The sequence below is a fragment of the Stenotrophomonas sp. PS02300 genome (assembly GCF_029959395.1).
GTDB lineage: Bacteria > Pseudomonadota > Gammaproteobacteria > Xanthomonadales > Xanthomonadaceae > Stenotrophomonas > Stenotrophomonas maltophilia_AD.
In genome coordinates, this window is sequence record NZ_JASCOP010000100.1 from 1 (window position 1) to 15746 (window position 15746).

Annotated in this window: 14 protein-coding genes; 10 read left to right on the forward strand and 4 right to left on the reverse strand. The window is 67.9% G+C overall.

Annotation, left to right across the window (positions count from 1 at the left end; genetic code table 11):
* Window positions 1–171 precede the first annotated feature (171 nt).
* Entirely contained in the window at window positions 172–2481 is a 2310-nt protein-coding gene (locus QMX79_RS15750; protein ID WP_282247567.1) for a DUF1631 domain-containing protein, read from the reverse strand.
* Between the two features lie 332 nt (window positions 2482–2813).
* Here QMX79_RS15750 and QMX79_RS15755 point away from each other — a divergent pair, with 332 nt between their 5' ends.
* Genes QMX79_RS15755 through QMX79_RS15770 form a run of 4 tightly spaced genes read left to right on the forward strand, consistent with a single transcriptional unit; the run spans window position 2814 to window position 5657 of the window.
* Window positions 2814–3389: a nitroreductase gene (locus tag QMX79_RS15755; RefSeq protein ID WP_282247568.1), complete on the forward strand. Its 576-nt coding sequence runs from the start codon at window positions 2814–2816 to the stop codon at window positions 3387–3389.
* A complete protein-coding gene (locus QMX79_RS15760; protein WP_282247569.1) occupies window positions 3390–4313 on the forward strand; it encodes a 5'-3' exonuclease H3TH domain-containing protein in 924 nt (307 codons plus the stop codon).
* Window positions 4310–4861, forward strand: coding sequence for an NUDIX hydrolase (locus tag QMX79_RS15765; protein ID WP_282247570.1), 552 nt, complete (start codon window positions 4310–4312; stop codon window positions 4859–4861). The genes QMX79_RS15760 and QMX79_RS15765 overlap by 4 nt, the downstream gene beginning before the upstream one ends.
* Complete coding sequence (locus tag QMX79_RS15770; protein WP_282247571.1) at window positions 4854–5657, forward strand: N-formylglutamate amidohydrolase; 804 nt, start codon at window positions 4854–4856, stop codon at window positions 5655–5657. The genes QMX79_RS15765 and QMX79_RS15770 overlap by 8 nt, the downstream gene beginning before the upstream one ends.
* On the opposite strand, the gene QMX79_RS15775 is transcribed toward QMX79_RS15770, so the two are convergent.
* The gene (locus tag QMX79_RS15775; RefSeq protein WP_282247572.1) at window positions 5635–7065 is read right to left on the reverse strand and encodes an MFS transporter; all 1431 of its coding nucleotides are present in this window, start codon (window positions 7063–7065) and stop codon (window positions 5635–5637) included. The genes QMX79_RS15770 and QMX79_RS15775 overlap by 23 nt on opposite strands.
* A gap of 107 nt (window positions 7066–7172) precedes the next feature.
* Between QMX79_RS15775 and QMX79_RS15780 the strand changes: the two genes are divergently transcribed.
* Window positions 7173–8057, forward strand: a complete 885-nt coding sequence (locus tag QMX79_RS15780) for a LysR family transcriptional regulator (RefSeq protein WP_282247573.1) — start codon at window positions 7173–7175, stop codon at window positions 8055–8057.
* A gap of 133 nt (window positions 8058–8190) precedes the next feature.
* Here the strand turns inward: QMX79_RS15780 and pip are convergent, their stop codons facing one another.
* Together pip and prmC are read right to left on the reverse strand one after the other, a co-directional pair.
* Window positions 8191–9135 (reverse strand): prolyl aminopeptidase, encoded by a 945-nt coding sequence (gene pip, locus QMX79_RS15785; protein ID WP_282247574.1) that lies wholly within the window; start codon window positions 9133–9135, stop codon window positions 8191–8193.
* 34 nt (window positions 9136–9169) lie between these two features.
* Window positions 9170–10027, reverse strand: coding sequence for a peptide chain release factor N(5)-glutamine methyltransferase (gene prmC, locus QMX79_RS15790; protein WP_282247575.1), 858 nt, complete (start codon window positions 10025–10027; stop codon window positions 9170–9172).
* Window positions 10028–10369: 342 nt separating this feature from the next.
* Here prmC and ahpC point away from each other — a divergent pair, with 342 nt between their 5' ends.
* The 5 genes from ahpC (at window position 10370) to QMX79_RS15815 (ending at window position 15283) form a co-directional block, all read left to right on the forward strand.
* Window positions 10370–10933: an alkyl hydroperoxide reductase subunit C gene (ahpC, locus tag QMX79_RS15795; protein ID WP_068849365.1), complete on the forward strand. Its 564-nt coding sequence runs from the start codon at window positions 10370–10372 to the stop codon at window positions 10931–10933.
* Between the two features lie 152 nt (window positions 10934–11085).
* Complete coding sequence (gene ahpF, locus QMX79_RS15800; RefSeq protein WP_282247576.1) at window positions 11086–12678, forward strand: alkyl hydroperoxide reductase subunit F; 1593 nt, start codon at window positions 11086–11088, stop codon at window positions 12676–12678.
* A 92-nt stretch (window positions 12679–12770) separates the two neighbouring features.
* Window positions 12771–13727 (forward strand): DNA-binding transcriptional regulator OxyR, encoded by a 957-nt coding sequence (oxyR, locus tag QMX79_RS15805; RefSeq protein WP_282247577.1) that lies wholly within the window; start codon window positions 12771–12773, stop codon window positions 13725–13727.
* A 137-nt stretch (window positions 13728–13864) separates the two neighbouring features.
* Window positions 13865–14269, forward strand: a complete 405-nt coding sequence (gene rnk / locus QMX79_RS15810; RefSeq protein WP_282247578.1) for a nucleoside diphosphate kinase regulator — start codon at window positions 13865–13867, stop codon at window positions 14267–14269.
* 51 nt (window positions 14270–14320) lie between these two features.
* On the forward strand, window positions 14321–15283 hold the full coding sequence (locus tag QMX79_RS15815; protein ID WP_282247579.1) for a transaldolase: 963 nt from the start codon (window positions 14321–14323) through the stop codon (window positions 15281–15283).
* Window positions 15284–15746: the final 463 nt, after the last annotated feature.

Genomic DNA, 15746 nt, shown 5'->3' on the forward strand with positions numbered 1-15746 from the left:
GGCCGGCGGGTAGCCCCCGTAGGGACTGTCAAAAACATGGATGTTTTTGACAAGCCTCCATGGATGGATTCACGGCGTGTCCCGTAGGGGGCTGCCCGACGGCCTCCCCAACACGTAGCAACCAAAACGCTGCCGTTGACGTTGACGTTGACGTTGCTTCCAGCGGCAACCTCAGTGAACCGTAGCGCCCTTGGTATCGAGGCGATCGATGACGCCCTGCATGGCGCTGTCGAAGGCGCCATCGTCGATGTGCGCGCGCAGGCGGCCGAGGCGCACCATGACGGCGAGTTCTTCGGGCGAGGCCACGCAGAAGCGCACGCCGCGGCGGTTCACGAACAGCAGGCGCTGCGAAATCGGGCTGACCCAGGACAGCTTGCCGGCCTGGACCTTGCCGTCCTTGTCGACGAAATCGAGCCAGCTGCCGATTTCCAGGCCGCGGAAACGGTCGGCATCGGCGTTGTCGAAGTCGGTGACGTCCACCTTGCTGCCCAGCTCCACGCCCGCGCTGTCTGCGGCCGGGGGCGTCGGCAGGACCACCTGTGGCAGCTCCGGCAGCGCGCGTTCCAGTTCCGGGCGCGATTCGGCGATGGACTGCAGCGTGTCATGCAGCGAATCGATGGCCGCGTTGGCGCCATCGGCGTGCACGCCGACACTGGCAAAGACCTTGCGCAGCACCGGGTGCCATGCCTGCAGCCACGGCTTGCCGACGATCTGGCGGCGGGCTTCGGACACTTCTTCCAGGACCCCGTCCGCCAGCGCCAGCGCCTCGCTCACCGACGGGCCGTCGTCGCCTTCGCGCAGTACGGCCAGGGTGAGATGGTGCTGCCACGGCTGGCGCAGGAAATCGCCGATGGCCTGCGGCAGCGCGGTGTCGGCGATCCGCCAGTCCAGCTCGGAGGCCGCGCGGGTGCGCGCCACTTCCAGCTTTTCCTGCCCGCGCTGGGTCTCGGCCGCGCGGCGCTCGGCAATCTCGATGCGGCGACGATGCTGGGCCAGGAAATCGCGGAATTCTTCTTCCAGGGTCAGGAAGATGGCCAGGTTCTCGTTGAACTCGGCCACCAGCCGCTCGATGATTTCCTCGACCTTGCCCATCAGCACGCGCTCGGCCTGGCTCTCGCCGGTGTTGCCTTCGCAGGCCTCGGCCAGCGAATTGAGCAGCTTGCGCGCCGGGTGGGTCTTCTGCACGAACATGCGGCGGTCGAGCATGGCCACCTTCACGAAGGGCACCACCAGCCGGCCGATCAGCTCGCGCGAGCGACCTTCCAGGTCGCGCTCGTCCAGCATCACATCGAACAGCATGCCGACCAGGTCGATCGCATCTTCATCCTGCGGGTCCAGGCGCGCCTGCGCCGGGTCCACGCCGAGCCGGGTCGCCCCGGACAGCACTTCGCTCTTGAGCCGCTGCGCCAGCGATTCGCCGTCTTCGCCGATCGCCGCGCGCAGGGTCGCACTCGGCGTGGCCTGCAGCAGCGACAGCACCGACATCATTTCGCGCTGGCTCAGCGGGCGCTGTTGCCCCACCGCCACGCTGGCGGCAGAGGTCGCGTCTTCGCGGACATGCCGGGTCTGCTGCAGCAACTCGTGCAGTGCCTCCAGCAGCATGCCCTGGTTGCCGCTCATCCCGTCCGGGCCTTCGCTGGCATGGTCATGCGCGGCCTGCGCCGACTGCATGCGGCCGCGACTGGCCGCCCAGCGGTCGGCAAAGCGGCGCGCCCAGGCCGGGGCCGCACCGTCGTCGGCAGCGGCACCCTGGGTTTCCAGCGCCTCGACCAGCTCGTCCAGCTCCTGCCGGGGCGAGGGCGGACGCGGCGCGGCGCGGCGCGGGGCGGCCATCTGCGGCATCACACCGGCAGCGGCCAATTGTTCGTCGAGTTTCTCGTAACGCTTGCCGATCGGCGCGTGCAGGTCGCGCTCGCACAGCTTGATCAGCACCAGGCGCACTTCCGGCGCCAGTTCACAGTCCGCGAAGGCCTCATGGATGGCCACGCCGATGTGCTCGGGGCTGATCGGGTTGGTATCGGCGTTCAGTTCCAGCCCGCCGGCGATCCAGCCCAGGCGGCGGTCAAGCCGGCCCAGCACCGGCTTCCAGTCGCGCAGCAGCACGGTGGCGAAGTTGCGCACCGCCAGCCGCGATTCCAGCACGTGCTCGGGAACCAGGCTCAGCCCTTCCTCGCCCTGGCCAGCCAGCGTGGCCTCGGCCGACAGCGGCTCAGCGTGCTCCAGCGCGTCCCAGGCCTTGGCCAGATGCCCACGGAAGCCGGCCACGATGTCCTCGCGGCGCCGACGCAGTTCACGCATGCCATCCAGGAACAGCAGCTGCGACGCGCCAGCGGTGCCGGCACGGTCGAACAGCACATCGTCGAAGCGTGCGATCACGGTCGCGAACGACTCGGCCAGGCCCGGCAGGGCGGCCTCGCGTGCAAGCTTCAACAGCGCCGGGTCGCGACCCGGCTGTCCCGATACGTTGGGCGTGGCGATCATGCGAAAAGGCTCCCCACCCTCGCTGGTACAGGATGCAGCATGGATACAACAGGCACGGGCGTCCCCAAGACACCAGCACACGGATGGTAGGACGGCCCACCGGTCAGGGACAGTGAAACAGTCCGCACTTTGAACCTCATGACCCGGGTGCCGGCAGGCCTTGTATCGTAAGGCCAGCGCGGGTGGGAAGCGAGTACAGCGACGTGAAGGAGTGCCACTAATTAAGTGCTGTTCATCACGGTTCGTCGCAAATGGGCAGGAGATCGCCATAAGCGGGGTCACAAACTGCCCCGACTATAATCAGGGCCACCCCGATGCCCGATAGAGACCCCATGCTCGACTCCCCTGCGCTGCAAGCCCTGGACGCCCGCCGTTCGGTTCCCGCCCTGCAACTGGGCGCGCCCGGACCGGACCCGGCCACCCTGCTGCGGATGCTGGCCTCAGCCGTGCGCGTGCCCGACCACGGCAAGCGGGTGCCCTACCGGTTCCTGCGCATCGCCGGCGATGCCCGCCTGCAGCTGGGCGAGTTCCTGGCCCGGCGCAGCCGTGAGCGCGACCCCACCGCCTCGGATGCACAGGTGGAAAAGGACCGGCTGCGCTTTTCGCATGCCCCGCTGATCATCACCGTCATTGCCGCCCCCACGCCGAGCCCGAAGGTGCCCGAGCAGGAGCAGCTGATGACCGCCGGCTGCGTCTGCTTCGCCCTGCTGCAGGCCGCGCAGGCGCTGGGCTTTGGTGCGCAGTGGCTGACCGCCTGGATGGCCTTCGACCCGGCGGTGCACGCGCACCTGGGCCTGGCCGACCATGAGCGGATTGCCGGCTTCATCCATATCGGTACGCCCAGGACCGCCGTGCCCGAACGCGAGCGCCCCGATCCGGCCGCGCTGCTGCAGGACTGGGTGGGCTGAGTGCACACGCCTCTCTACCTGGTGGACGCCAGCCTGTACGTGTTCCGGGCCTGGCATTCGATGCCCGATGAATTCCAGGACCAGCAGGGTTGGCCGACCAACGCGGTGCATGGTTTCGCCCGCTTCCTGCTCGACCTGCTCGAACGCGAGCGTCCGCAGCACATCGCCATCGCCTTTGACGAGGCGCTGGACAGCTGCTTCCGCCATAACCTGTATGCCGCCTACAAGGCCAACCGCGATCCGGCACCCGATGCACTGCGCCGCCAGTTCGCGCACTGCAAGGCGCTGTGCAGCGCGCTGGGCCTGGCCGTGCTGGCCCACACCGAGTACGAGGCCGACGACCTGATCGGCAGCGCCTTGCACGCGCGCCGCCCGGCCGGCATGCGCGGGGTGATCATCTCGGCCGACAAGGACCTGTCGCAGCTGCTGTTCGAGCATGACGAGCAGTGGGATTACGCCCGCAACCAGCGCTGGGGCATGGCCGGGGTCAAGGCCCGCCACGGCGTGCATGCGCACCAGATCGCCGATTACCTGGCGCTGTGCGGCGATGCGGTCGACAACATTCCCGGGGTGACCGGTGTCGGCGCCAAGTCAGCCGCCGTGCTGCTGGCCCACTTCGGCAGCCTGGACACCCTGTACGAGCGACTGGACGAAGTGCCGTTCCTGCGCCTGCGCGGCGCCGCCCAGATGGCGGTGCGCCTGCGCGAGCAGCGCGAGCATGCGCTGCTGTGGCGGCAGCTGACCACCATCGCGCTGGATGCACCGCTGGATGCGGCGCAGGCCGATTTCAGCCGCTCCAGTGCCGACCCGCAGATGCTGCAGGGGCTGTGCGAGGCGCTGCGCTTTGGTCCGCTTACCCGGCGCCGGCTGTTCAACGCGGCCGGCATTCCCGACATTTCCCCTCCCGCCAGCGAGTTCGCATGAGCCCCAACACGCAAGCCCCGAAGGTCGTCTACGAAGGCAAGTACCAGCGCATGGTCGTGCGCGGTTCGTGGGAGTACAGCGAGCGCACCCATGCCGGCGGACTGGCGGCGATCATCATCGCCGTCACCCCCGACGACAACGTGCTGTTCGTCGAGCAGTTCCGCGTACCGCTGCAGGCCAACACGATCGAGATGCCGGCCGGGCTGGTGGGCGACATCGACGCCGGCGAATCGATCGAGGCGTCCGCCGTGCGCGAGCTCGAAGAAGAAACCGGCTGGACCGCCGACCATGCCGAAGTCCTGATGATCGGCCCGACGTCCTCCGGTGCCAGCAGCGAGAAGATCGCCTTCGTGCGCGCCACCGGCCTGCGCAAGGTGGGCGAAGGCGGCGGCGATGCCAGCGAGGACATCACCGTGCATGAGGTACCGCGTGCCCGCGCGGCCGCCTGGCTGGTGGAGAAGATGGGCCAGGGCTACCAGCTGGACGCCAAGCTGTGGGCCGGCCTGTGGATGATCGAGCACCATCTGGATGGGACCGCGCGTGGCTGATTCGCGTACGCATCCGCTGGCGGCCACGCCCCTGCTTGGCGCAGAGGATCCTGCGCCGTTCACCGTGCTGCACCCGCAGGGGCGCTCACCTTATGTACTGATCGCCGACCACGCCGGCCAGCAGGTGCCGGACGTGCTGGCGAACCTGGGCCTGCCGCAGGTCGAGCGCGACCGCCATATCGGCTGGGACATCGGCATTGCCGGGGTCACCCGCGAACTGGCCGGGTTGCTCGACGCGTGGGCGATCACCCAGACCTATTCGCGGCTGGTGATCGACTGCAACCGTCCGTTGGCCTCGCCGACGCTGATTCCCGAGGTCAGCGACCATACCGTGGTGCCGGGCAACGCCGGGCTGTCGGCCGCGCAGCGCCAGCAGCGCATCGATGCGATCCACGCGCCCTACCACGCGCGCATTGCCGCCGAACTGGATGCACGCGCCGGGCAGGAGCGCCCGACCTTGCTGGTGATGATGCACAGCTTCACCCCGCGCATGAACGGTGCAGACCGGCCGTGGCATGCCGGGGTGCTGTACCACCAGGACACGCGCCTGGCGCATGCACTGCTGCAGGCACTGCGCGATGAAGGCGACCTGGTGGTGGGCGACAACGAACCGTACTCGGTCAGCAGCACCAGTGATTACGCGGTGCCGGTGCATGGCGAAGGCCGCGGGTTGCTGCACGTGGAGCTGGAAATCCGCCAGGACCTGATCGCCGATGCGGCCGGGCAGCGCGCGTGGGCGGAACGCCTGGCGCGGGTGTTCACCGCGCTGAACGTTACGGTGCGGTCAACCCCGTAACCGGCACGGCGGCGCCGGTTTTCTCCGGGCGCAACCACAGCGCCACGGCCACGCCCAGCAACGCGAACAGCGCCGCGCCGTATTGTGCGTGGACCAGCCCCTGCAGTGCTTCGGGGCTGGTGCCGGTGCTGCTGGCGCTGCGGCCTGCGTTGGCCAGCATCACCAGCAGCGCCAGGCCGAGCGCGCCACCGATCTGCTGCGCGGTGGCAGCCATGCCCGAGGCCACGCCCTGCTGCGCGGCCGGCACGCCCTGCCCGGCCACGATCCACATCGCCGTCCAGGTCATGCCCTGGCCGATGCTCAGCACCACGATCCCCGGCAGCAGCGCCCAGTAGGTGGCGCCATGCGGCAGCGCCACCGCGACCGCGCCGATGCCGATCGCGCCGGCGCCCATGCCCAGCGCCAGCACCTGGCGCGGCGAACGCCGGCGCAGCATCCGTTCGCTGATGCGGATGCCGAACGTGCACACCAGCGTGGGCGGCAGGAAGGCCAGGCCGGCCTGCAGCGCACTCCAGCCGTAGCCATCCTGGAAGTACAGCGCCAGGAAGTAGTACTGCACGCCGAAGCTGCTCATGAACACCATCGTCAGCAACATCGCCGCGCGCAGGCTGCGCAGGCGCAGCAGCGAGAACTGCATCAACGGGTCGCGGCTGCGCTGTTCGATCGCCACGAAGCCGGCCAGCAGCACCGCCGAGGCCACCAGGCAGCCCAGCGTGCGCGGCGCGGCCCAGCCCCACTCCGGCGCCTGCACCAGCGTGGTCACCAGCAGGCTGCCGCCCAGGGTCACGGTGAGGCAGCCGGCCAGGTCGAACGAGCGCCCGCGCAGCACCGCCGCATCGCGCGGCAGCCACCAGCCCGCCAGCAGCGCGCAGGCGCTGGCGAATGGCACGATCACCAGCAGTACCGAGGACCAGCCGAAGCTCTGGGTGAGCACGCCGCCCAGCAGCGTGCCCAGCGCCAGCCCGCCGGCACTGGCCATCGACCAGATCGCCAGCGCCCGGTTGCGCGGTGCCCCTTCGGCGTAGATGGTGCTGATCAACGACAACGTCGCCGGGAACAGCAGTGCCGCACCGATGCCCTGCACCGCACGCGCGGCGATCAACACCCCGCCGCTGTTGCTGAGCCCACCGACCAGCGAGGCCAGCGCGAACAGCGCCATGCCACTGCGGTAGACCCGACGCCGGCCGAGCAGGTCGGCGGCGCGACCGCCCAGCAGCAGGCAGCCGCCGAAGGCCACGGTGTAGGCGCTGACGATCCACTGCAGCTGCTGGGCATTGATGCCCAGCTGCACCCCCATCTCATGCAGGGCCACGAAGATGATGGTGGCGTCCAGCGCGATGATCAGCTGGGCCATGGCCAGCAGGGTCAGCGCCAGGCGGGGCGGGAAAGCAGGTGCGGAGTGGGTCATGCCGGTCGGTACGAGGGGGAGGCGGGCAGTCTCATTGATGACGTCGAACAAATAAACCCGGATACTTCGATTTCTGTCATGCATTTTCGCATTAATCGGACACCGCCATGGATCTCAATGCCGTGCGCATGCTGGTGCAGGTAGCCGAGGCCCGTAGTTTCACCGCGGCCGCCGGGCAGCTGGGCATCAGCCAGTCGGGGCTGTCGCGCGCGATCGGCCGGCTGGAAAGCGAGCTGGGCGTGCGCCTGCTCCAGCGCACCACGCGCGCGGTCAGCCTGACCCCGGATGGGCGTCAGTTCGTGGAGCACTGCACGCCCCTGCTGTGCGGGCTGGAGGATGCCGAGCGCCGGCTGGGCGACCGCCCCTGCACGCCCTCGGGCGTGCTCAAGCTGACTGCACCGTCGATGTTCGGGCGCAAGGTGCTGGTGCCGTTGACCGGCCAGTTGATGGCCATCTACCCGCAGCTGCAGTTCGAGCTGGTGCTCAACGACCGCCTGGTGGACCTGGTCGAGGAAGGCTTCGATGCCGCACTGCGCACCGGGCCGATCAGCGATGTGCGCATGGTGGCGCGGCCGCTGCGGCCGCTGCGCTGGGTGACCGTGGCCTCGCCCGGCTACATCGCCCGGCATGGCGCGCCGGAGACCGTCGATGCGCTGCAGGACCACGCCTGCCTGGCGGTGCGCAACCTGCGCAGCGGGCGGCTGGTGGACTGGCAGTTCCGCGACGGCGATGGGCTGCGCGAGTTCACCGCGCCGGCGCGGATGGTATTCGACAGCGGCGATCCGCTGGTGGAAGGCGCACTGGCCGGGGTCGGCATCGTGCAGGTAATGGATTTCGCGGTCGCCGACGCGTTGGCCGACGGCCGCCTGCAGCGCGTGCTGGAACCATTCGAGGGCCGCACGCGTGCGTTGTCGCTGGTGTATCCGCCGTCGCGGCAGGCCTCGCCGAAACTGAAAGTGCTGGCTGAAGCGTTGTCCGCCGGCACCTGGTGACCGCCAGCCACGACCAACGGTCGTGGCCTACCGCCCCGCCCAACCGGTAGGTACCCACCGTTGGTGGGTACGGACATCAGGCAGCGAAGCCATCCGTCCCCCGGTAGGTACCCACCGTTGGTGGGTACGGACATCAGGCGGCGAAACCATCCGTGGCGCGCACCAGCGCGTCGATGTTCTCGGCTTCGAACGCGGAATGGCCAGACGCCGGGCTGATTTCCAGCGTGGATTTCGGCCAGGCCTTGTGCAGCTCCCACGCATTCTGCAGCGGGCACACCACGTCGTAGCGGCCGTGCACGATCACGCCCGGGATGTCGGCGATACGGTGCGCATCACGCAGCAGCTGTTCTTCGACCTCGAAGAAACCGCCGTTGACGAAGTAGTGGTTCTCGATGCGCGCGAATGCCAGCGCGAAGCGCGGGTCCTCATGGCTGTTCACGAAGTCGACGTCCACGTGCAGGAAGCTGGTGGCGCCTTCCCACACGCTCCACGCCTTGGCCGCGGCCAGGCGGGTAGCTTCATCGTCACTGGTCAGGCGGCGGTGGAAGGCGGAAATCAGGTCGTGGCGTTCCACGGCCGGGATCGGTGCCAGGTAGTGTTCCCACGCATCCGGGAACAGGCGGTTGGCGCCTTCCTGGTAGAACCATTCCAGTTCCCAGCGACGCAGCATGAAGATGCCACGCAGCACCAGCTCGGTCACCTGCTGGGGATGGGTCTGCGCATAGGCCAGCGCCAGGGTCGACCCCCAGCTGCCGCCGAAAACCTGCCAGCGCTCCACCCCCAGGTGCTCGCGCAGCTTCTCGATATCGGCCACCAGGTCCCAGGTGGTGTTGTCCACCAGGTCGGCGTGCGGGGTGGACCGGCCGGCACCGCGCTGGTCGAACAGGATGATGCGGTACTTCGCCGGGTCGTGGAACTGGCGCATCTTGTCGCTGCAGCCGCCGCCCGGGCCGCCATGCAGCATCACCACCGGCTTGCCCTGCGGGTTGCCGCACTGTTCGAAATACAGCGTGTGGCGGTCGTCGACCTTCAGGCTGCCAACGTCGTAAGGGGTGATGGCCGGGTACAGCGTGCGCATGGGTGGAGCTCCAGTGGAATCACGGTCGCTCATTCTACCGCTGGGTGGCGGGCCACCGGCCCAGGCTCACCCGGTCGCGCTGTTCCAGGTCCAGCGCGGTTTCCACATCGACGAATCCGGCGCCCTCCAGCAGCGCGCGGATCGGTTCGCCCTGGTCCCAACCATGTTCCATCAGCAGCCAGCCGCCCGGCTGCAGGTGCGCAGGCGCGCCTTCAATGATCAGGCGGATGTCGTCCAGCCCGTCGGTGCCGGAGGCCAGCGCGGTAGCCGGTTCGAAGCGCAGGTCGCCCTGCGCCAGGTGCGGGTCGTCGCTGGCGATGTACGGTGGATTGCTGGCAATCAGGTCGAAGCGCTCGCCGGCCAGCGGCGCATGCCAGGAGCCCTGCCGGAACGCGACGTTGGCCAGCCCGTGCTGGCGGGCGTTGCCGGCCGCGACAGCGAGGGCATCGACACTCATGTCCGTGGCCACGACGCACGCCAGCGGGCGCTCACTGGCCAGCGCCAGCGCGATGGCGCCACTGCCGGTGCCCAGGTCGGCGATCTGCAGCGGCACGCCTTCCGGCAGCCGATCCAGGGCCAGCTCGACCAGCCGCTCGGTTTCCGGGCGCGGAATCAAGGTGGCCGGGCTCACTGCCAGGTCCAGGGTCCAGAAGCCGCGCCGGCCCAGCAGGTAGGCCACCGGCTCACCGGCGATGCGACGCTGCAGCAGCGCCGCGAACGCCTCCGCCGTGGCCGGGTCTAGCAGGTCGGTGGCATGCGCGAACAGCCAGCCGCGCTCACGCCCCAGTACATGCAGCAGCAGCAGTTCGGCTTCGTGCCGGCCTTCCACCCCGGGCAGCGCGCGGGCGGCGGCGGCAAGCAGCTGGCGGATCTCCTGCGGGGCGGCGGTCATGGCGGGCCTGGGCATCGGTGGGGGCGCAGTGTAGGCCAATGGCGGCACGGGCCGGGCCCCGCGACCGGGTGTCGCAGCCACGCCGGGGCGCTGAAAGGCCGTTCAGGCACCTTGTCCGCTGGATAACCTGAGGCTATCAGCGTGCGGATCGGGAAAAACCCGGAAATCCTTTCCAGACAATCAGATACAAATGAATAGGGGCCTGTATTCACTCTGTAATCAGGCCATTTCGATAGACTGTGCCTATCGTATTGATGAAATCAATGCATTTTCCTTATCGAAACCCAGCCGTTACTCTGTGTTGGCTGCTTCACCCATCCCCCTTCACCACGAGGAATATCGATGTCGCTCATCAACACCCAGATCAAGCCGTTCGAAGCCAACGCCTACCAGAATGGCGAGTTCATCAAGGTGTCGGACAGCACCCTGAAGGGCCAGTGGTCGGTCCTGATCTTCATGCCGGCCGCCTTCACCTTCAACTGCCCGACCGAGATTGAAGACGCCGCCGATCATTACGCCGAGTTCCAGAAGGCCGGTGCCGAGGTGTACATCGTCACCACCGACACCCACTTCTCGCACAAGGTGTGGCACGAAACCTCGCCGGCCGTCGGCAAGGCCCAGTTCCCGCTGGTCGGCGACCCGACCCACCAGCTGACCAACGCCTTCGGCGTGCACATTGCCGAAGAAGGCCTGGCCCTGCGCGGCACCTTCATCATCAACCCGGAAGGCGTGATCAAGACCCTGGAGATCCACTCCAACGAGATCGCCCGTGACGTCTCCGAGACCCTGCGCAAGCTGAAGGCTGCCCAGTTCACCGCCGCCAACCCGAACCAGGTGTGCCCGGCCAAGTGGAAGGAAGGCGAGAAGACCCTGACCCCGTCGCTGGACCTGGTCGGCAAGATCTAAAGCAACGCCTCATCCCCATTCCCGTTGCGACGGGAGTGGGGGTGAATCCAAGCCGGTGCGCCCGCGCCCGCTTCGGTTCACCCCTACGCCGCCCAGATGTACCGTAGCGGTACGTCGACGTAGTTCCTTTGCCTGAATCAAGGAGTTTTTCGATGTTGGATGCCAACCTCCAGTCCCAGCTGAAGACCTACCTGGAACGCGTCACCCGGCCGATCCAGATCACCGCGCACGCCGATGATGGCGCCAAGTCGCAGGAAATGCTGGAGCTGCTCGAAACCTTGGTCAGCCTGTCCAGCCAGATCACCCTGGACGTGCGCCGCGACGGCGCCGAGCGCACCCCGTCCTTCGCGCTGACCACGCCGGGCCAGGACATCCACCTGGCCTTCGCCGGCCTGCCGATGGGCCACGAATTCACCTCGCTGGTGCTGGCGCTGCTGCAGGTTGGTGGGCACCCGTCGAAGGCCACGGCCGAAGTGATCGAACAGGTGCAGGGGCTGGAAGGCGAGTACCGGTTTGAAACCTATTTCTCGCTGTCCTGCCAGAACTGCCCGGACGTGGTGCAGGCGCTGAACCTGGCGGCGGTGCTGAACCCGCGCATCCAGCACGTGGCGATCGACGGCGGCCTGTTCCCGGCCGAGGTCGAGGCGCGCCAGATCATGTCCGTGCCCACCGTGTACCTCAACGGCGAAGTGTTCGACCAGGGCCGCATGAGCCTGGAGCAGATCGTGGCCAAGCTGGACACCGGTTCGGCCAAGCGCGATGCGGCGAAGATCGCCGCCAAGGCGCCGTACGACGTGCTGGTGATCGGCGGCGGCCCGGCCGGCGCCGCTGCGGCGATCTACGCCGCGCGCAAGGGCATCCGTACCGGCGTGGCGGCCGAGCGTTTCGGTGGCCAGGTGCTGGACACCATGGCGATCGAGAACTTCATCTCGGTCAAGGAAACCGAAGGCCCGAAGCTGGCGATGGCGCTGGAACAGCACGTCCGCGAGTACGACGTGGACATCATGAACCTGCAGCGCGCCAGCGGCCTGGTGCCGGCCGGCGACGATGGCCTGGTCGAGATCACGCTGGAAAACGGCGCGTCGCTGAAGTCACGTTCGGTGATCCTGTCCACCGGTGCGCGCTGGCGCCAGATGAACGTGCCCGGCGAAGACCAGTACCGCAACAAGGGCGTTGCCTACTGCCCGCATTGCGACGGCCCGTTGTTCAAGGGCAAGCGCGTGGCGGTGATCGGCGGTGGCAATTCCGGGGTGGAAGCGGCGATCGACCTGGCCGGCATCGTGACGCATGTGACCCTTCTGGAGTTCGACGACAAACTCCGCGCCGATGAGGTCCTGCAGAAGAAGCTGCGCAGCCTGGGCAATGTCACCATCATCACCAGCGCGCTCACCCAGGAAGTGCTGGGCGATGGCCAGAAGGTCAACGGCCTGGTCTACAAGGACCGCGTCGGTGGCGATGCCCACCGGGTGGAGCTGGAAGGCATCTTCGTGCAGATCGGGCTGCTGCCCAATACGGAGTGGCTGAAGGACGCGGTGGCACTGTCGCCGCGCGGCGAAGTGGTCATTGACGACCGCGGCCAGACCAGTGTTCCGGGCGTGTTTGCCGCAGGCGATTGCACAACCGTACCCTACAAGCAGATCATCATCGCCATGGGCGCCGGTTCGACGGCCGCGCTGAGCGCCTTTGACCACCTGATCCGCACTACCGTTCCCAAGAGCAGCGGCGCCGTCGCCGAAGCTGCCTGAAACGTCCGGTTCCCCGCTTGCGGGGAACCTTTTTTACCTGCTGGGGAAACCACGCCATCGCCCGGTCCATTACCGTCTAGAGGTACAAGGAAATGAACCTACGTGATCTGAAATATCTGGTGGCGTTGGCTGACCATCGCCACTTTGGTCGAGCGGCGGCGTCGTGCTTCGTCAGCCAGCCCACGCTCTCGACCCAGATCCGCAAGCTCGAGGATGAGCTGGGCCTGCCGCTGGTGGAGCGCTCCCCGCGCAAGGTGATGCTGACCCCGGCCGGGCTGGAAGCGGCCGCCCGCGCGCGATCGATCATGGGCGAGATCGAACAATTGAAGGAAGCGGCGCGGCGCAGCCGCGACCCCGAAGCGGGCACGGTCCGGCTGGGCATCTTCCCCACGCTGGGCCCCTACCTGCTGCCGCACGTCATCCCCAACATCCGCGGCCGGTTCCCGCAACTGGAACTGCTGCTGGTCGAAGAAAAAAGCGACGAGCTGCTGCACCGGCTGCGCGACGGCCGGCTGGATGCGGCGCTGTTGGCGCTGCCCCTGGACGACGACCAGCTGCACGCCGAGTTCCTGTTCGAGGAACCGTTCCTGCTGGCCGTCTCCGGCCAGCACCCGCTGGCGCGCCGCCTGCACCTGGACGTGCAGGAACTCTCCACGCAGAAGCTGCTGCTGCTCGAAGACGGGCACTGCCTGCGCGACCAGGCGCTGGCGGTATGCCGGCTGTTCGGCGCCAACGAGAAATCCGAATTCCGCGCCACCAGCCTGGAGACGCTGCGCCAGATGGTCGCGGCCGACGTGGGCATCACCCTGCTGCCCACGCTGTCGGTGAAGCCGCCGGTGCCGCGCTCGGACAACATCCGCCTGCTCGATTTCGAGGGCGATGACCGCCCCAGCCGGCGCATCGCCATGGTGTGGCGGCGCAGCTCGGCCATGACCGGGTTCCTGGAACAGCTGGCCGAGCAGTTCAAGCGGCTGCCCGAGGCGTTGTTCATGCTGGACCCCGCCGATGGCGCAGCGGACAGGCCGCCCCCGCTCCAGGCGCGGGCCTGACGGTCACGCTGAACCGGCCATGCCGGCGCGCCGCGGGCCCGGGTCGCATCCGCCGCGGATAGGCAGCACAATAGGGAAAGGCGGTGCCAGCAGGCGCCGCCTTTTTGCATGGGTTTTCCATAATCAAGGAGTATCAGATGTCCACCGCCAGCGGCCTGCCGCCTTCCATCACCGTTTCCAGCCACGACATGGACCGCCTCGAGGCCATGCTCGAATCGCCCGCCGTTGCCAAGACGCCTGCGGCGCTGGCCCTGGCCGAGGAACTGAACCGTGCGACCGTGGTGGCGCCGGAACAGATGCCCGAAGGCGTGGTCATGATGCATTCGCGGGTGGAATGCGAAGATGAGCTGCACGGCGACAAGCACGAGCTGACGCTGGTCTACCCGCGCGAAGCCGATGTCGACCAGGGCAAGGTCTCCATCCTCGCACCGGTGGGTACCGCACTGCTGGGCCTGGCCGTGGGCCAGTCCATGGACTGGGATGCACCTGGCGGCCGCAAGCTGCGCCTGCGGGTGAAGGCCGTCCACAACCCCCAGATTTGATCGTCCCTGCCGCGCACCGCGCAGGGCCCAGGTAACGTTCCAGGAGCCGCAATGAGCACCGCAACCCCGTCCAAACTTTCGCAGCTGCGCGACCTGTCCGTGGTCGTGGCCGATACCGGCGACTACGAGGCGATCAAGCGCCTGAAGCCGGTTGACTGCACGACCAATCCCACGCTGGTCAAGAAGGCGCTCGACCTGCCGGTCTACGCCGAGCTGATCGAGCGCGAACTGGCCTGGGGCCGCACGCAGGCGGGCGAGCGCGAAACCATCGTGCATGCCGTGGCCGACCGCCTCACCGTGGGCGTGGGCACGCTGCTGAGCACGCTGGTACCGGGCCGTGTTTCCACCGAAGTCGACGCCGACCAGGCGCACGACACGGCGGCAACGGTGGCCAAGGCGCGCCAGTTCATCGCCATGTACGAAGCGGCCGGCGTGCCGCGCAGCAAGGTGCTGATCAAGATCGCCGCCACCTGGGAAGGCGTGGAAGCCGCGCGCCAGCTGCAGGCCGAAGGCATCGACTGCAACCTGACGCTGATCTTCAACCCGACCCAGGCGCTGGCCTGCAGCGAAGCCGGCGCGTTCCTGATCTCGCCGTTCGTCGGCCGCATCCTGGACTGGTACGTGGCCAACGGCCAGGCCCCGGCCAACATCGATGCCGACCCGGGCGTGGTGTTCGTGCGCGGCGTGTACGCCGAGTTCAAGCGCCGCGGTTCGCCGACGGTGGTGATGGGCGCCTCGTTCCGCTCCACCGCGCAGATCGAAGCGCTGGCCGGCTGCGACCGCCTGACCATCTCCCCGGACCTGCTGGAAAAGCTGGACGCCGACCACGGCGAGCTGCCGCGCAAGCTGGTGGCGGGTACCGCCGAAGCGGTCAACGTTACCCCGATCGACGCAGCGAAATTTGCCGCCGACCTGGCCGCCGACCCGATGGCCACCGAGAAGCTGGCCGCCGGCATCGACGCCTTCGCCAAGGACCTGGAAGCGCTGCGCCAGACGATTCGCGAACGGCTGTAAGCGGTAGCGAGCGTTCTAGATGCCAAAGCGGGACGGATGCTGAGATTGCATTCGTCCCGTCTTTTTTTTGGGGTTTTCGCGAACGGCTGGCGTTTCAGTTCATCCGGGCAGGGCGGCCGTCGGCCAGCCCCGCTCCGGGACACGCCGCAAGTACGTCCTTGTAGGCTTGGCAAAAACATCCATGTTTTTGACAGTCCCTACGGGGGCTGCCCGCCGTCCGCCCCAGATGGTGAGTCGCGGGCGGATGCAAAAGGCAGCCACGCAGGGCGTGGCTCTACGGCCTCGCACAATGAATCAATACGCACGGAACGCCACCGCGCCCGGTAACGCATGAAAATGATCGGCACCGCCGTTGATCTTCCGTGGCCCCCAACACACCGTCGAGGGTCGGCGGGGGCGGGTTTGCGGGACCGTAGAGCGCCATGGATGGCGCGAACGAGCTTACATGGACGTACTTGCAGCG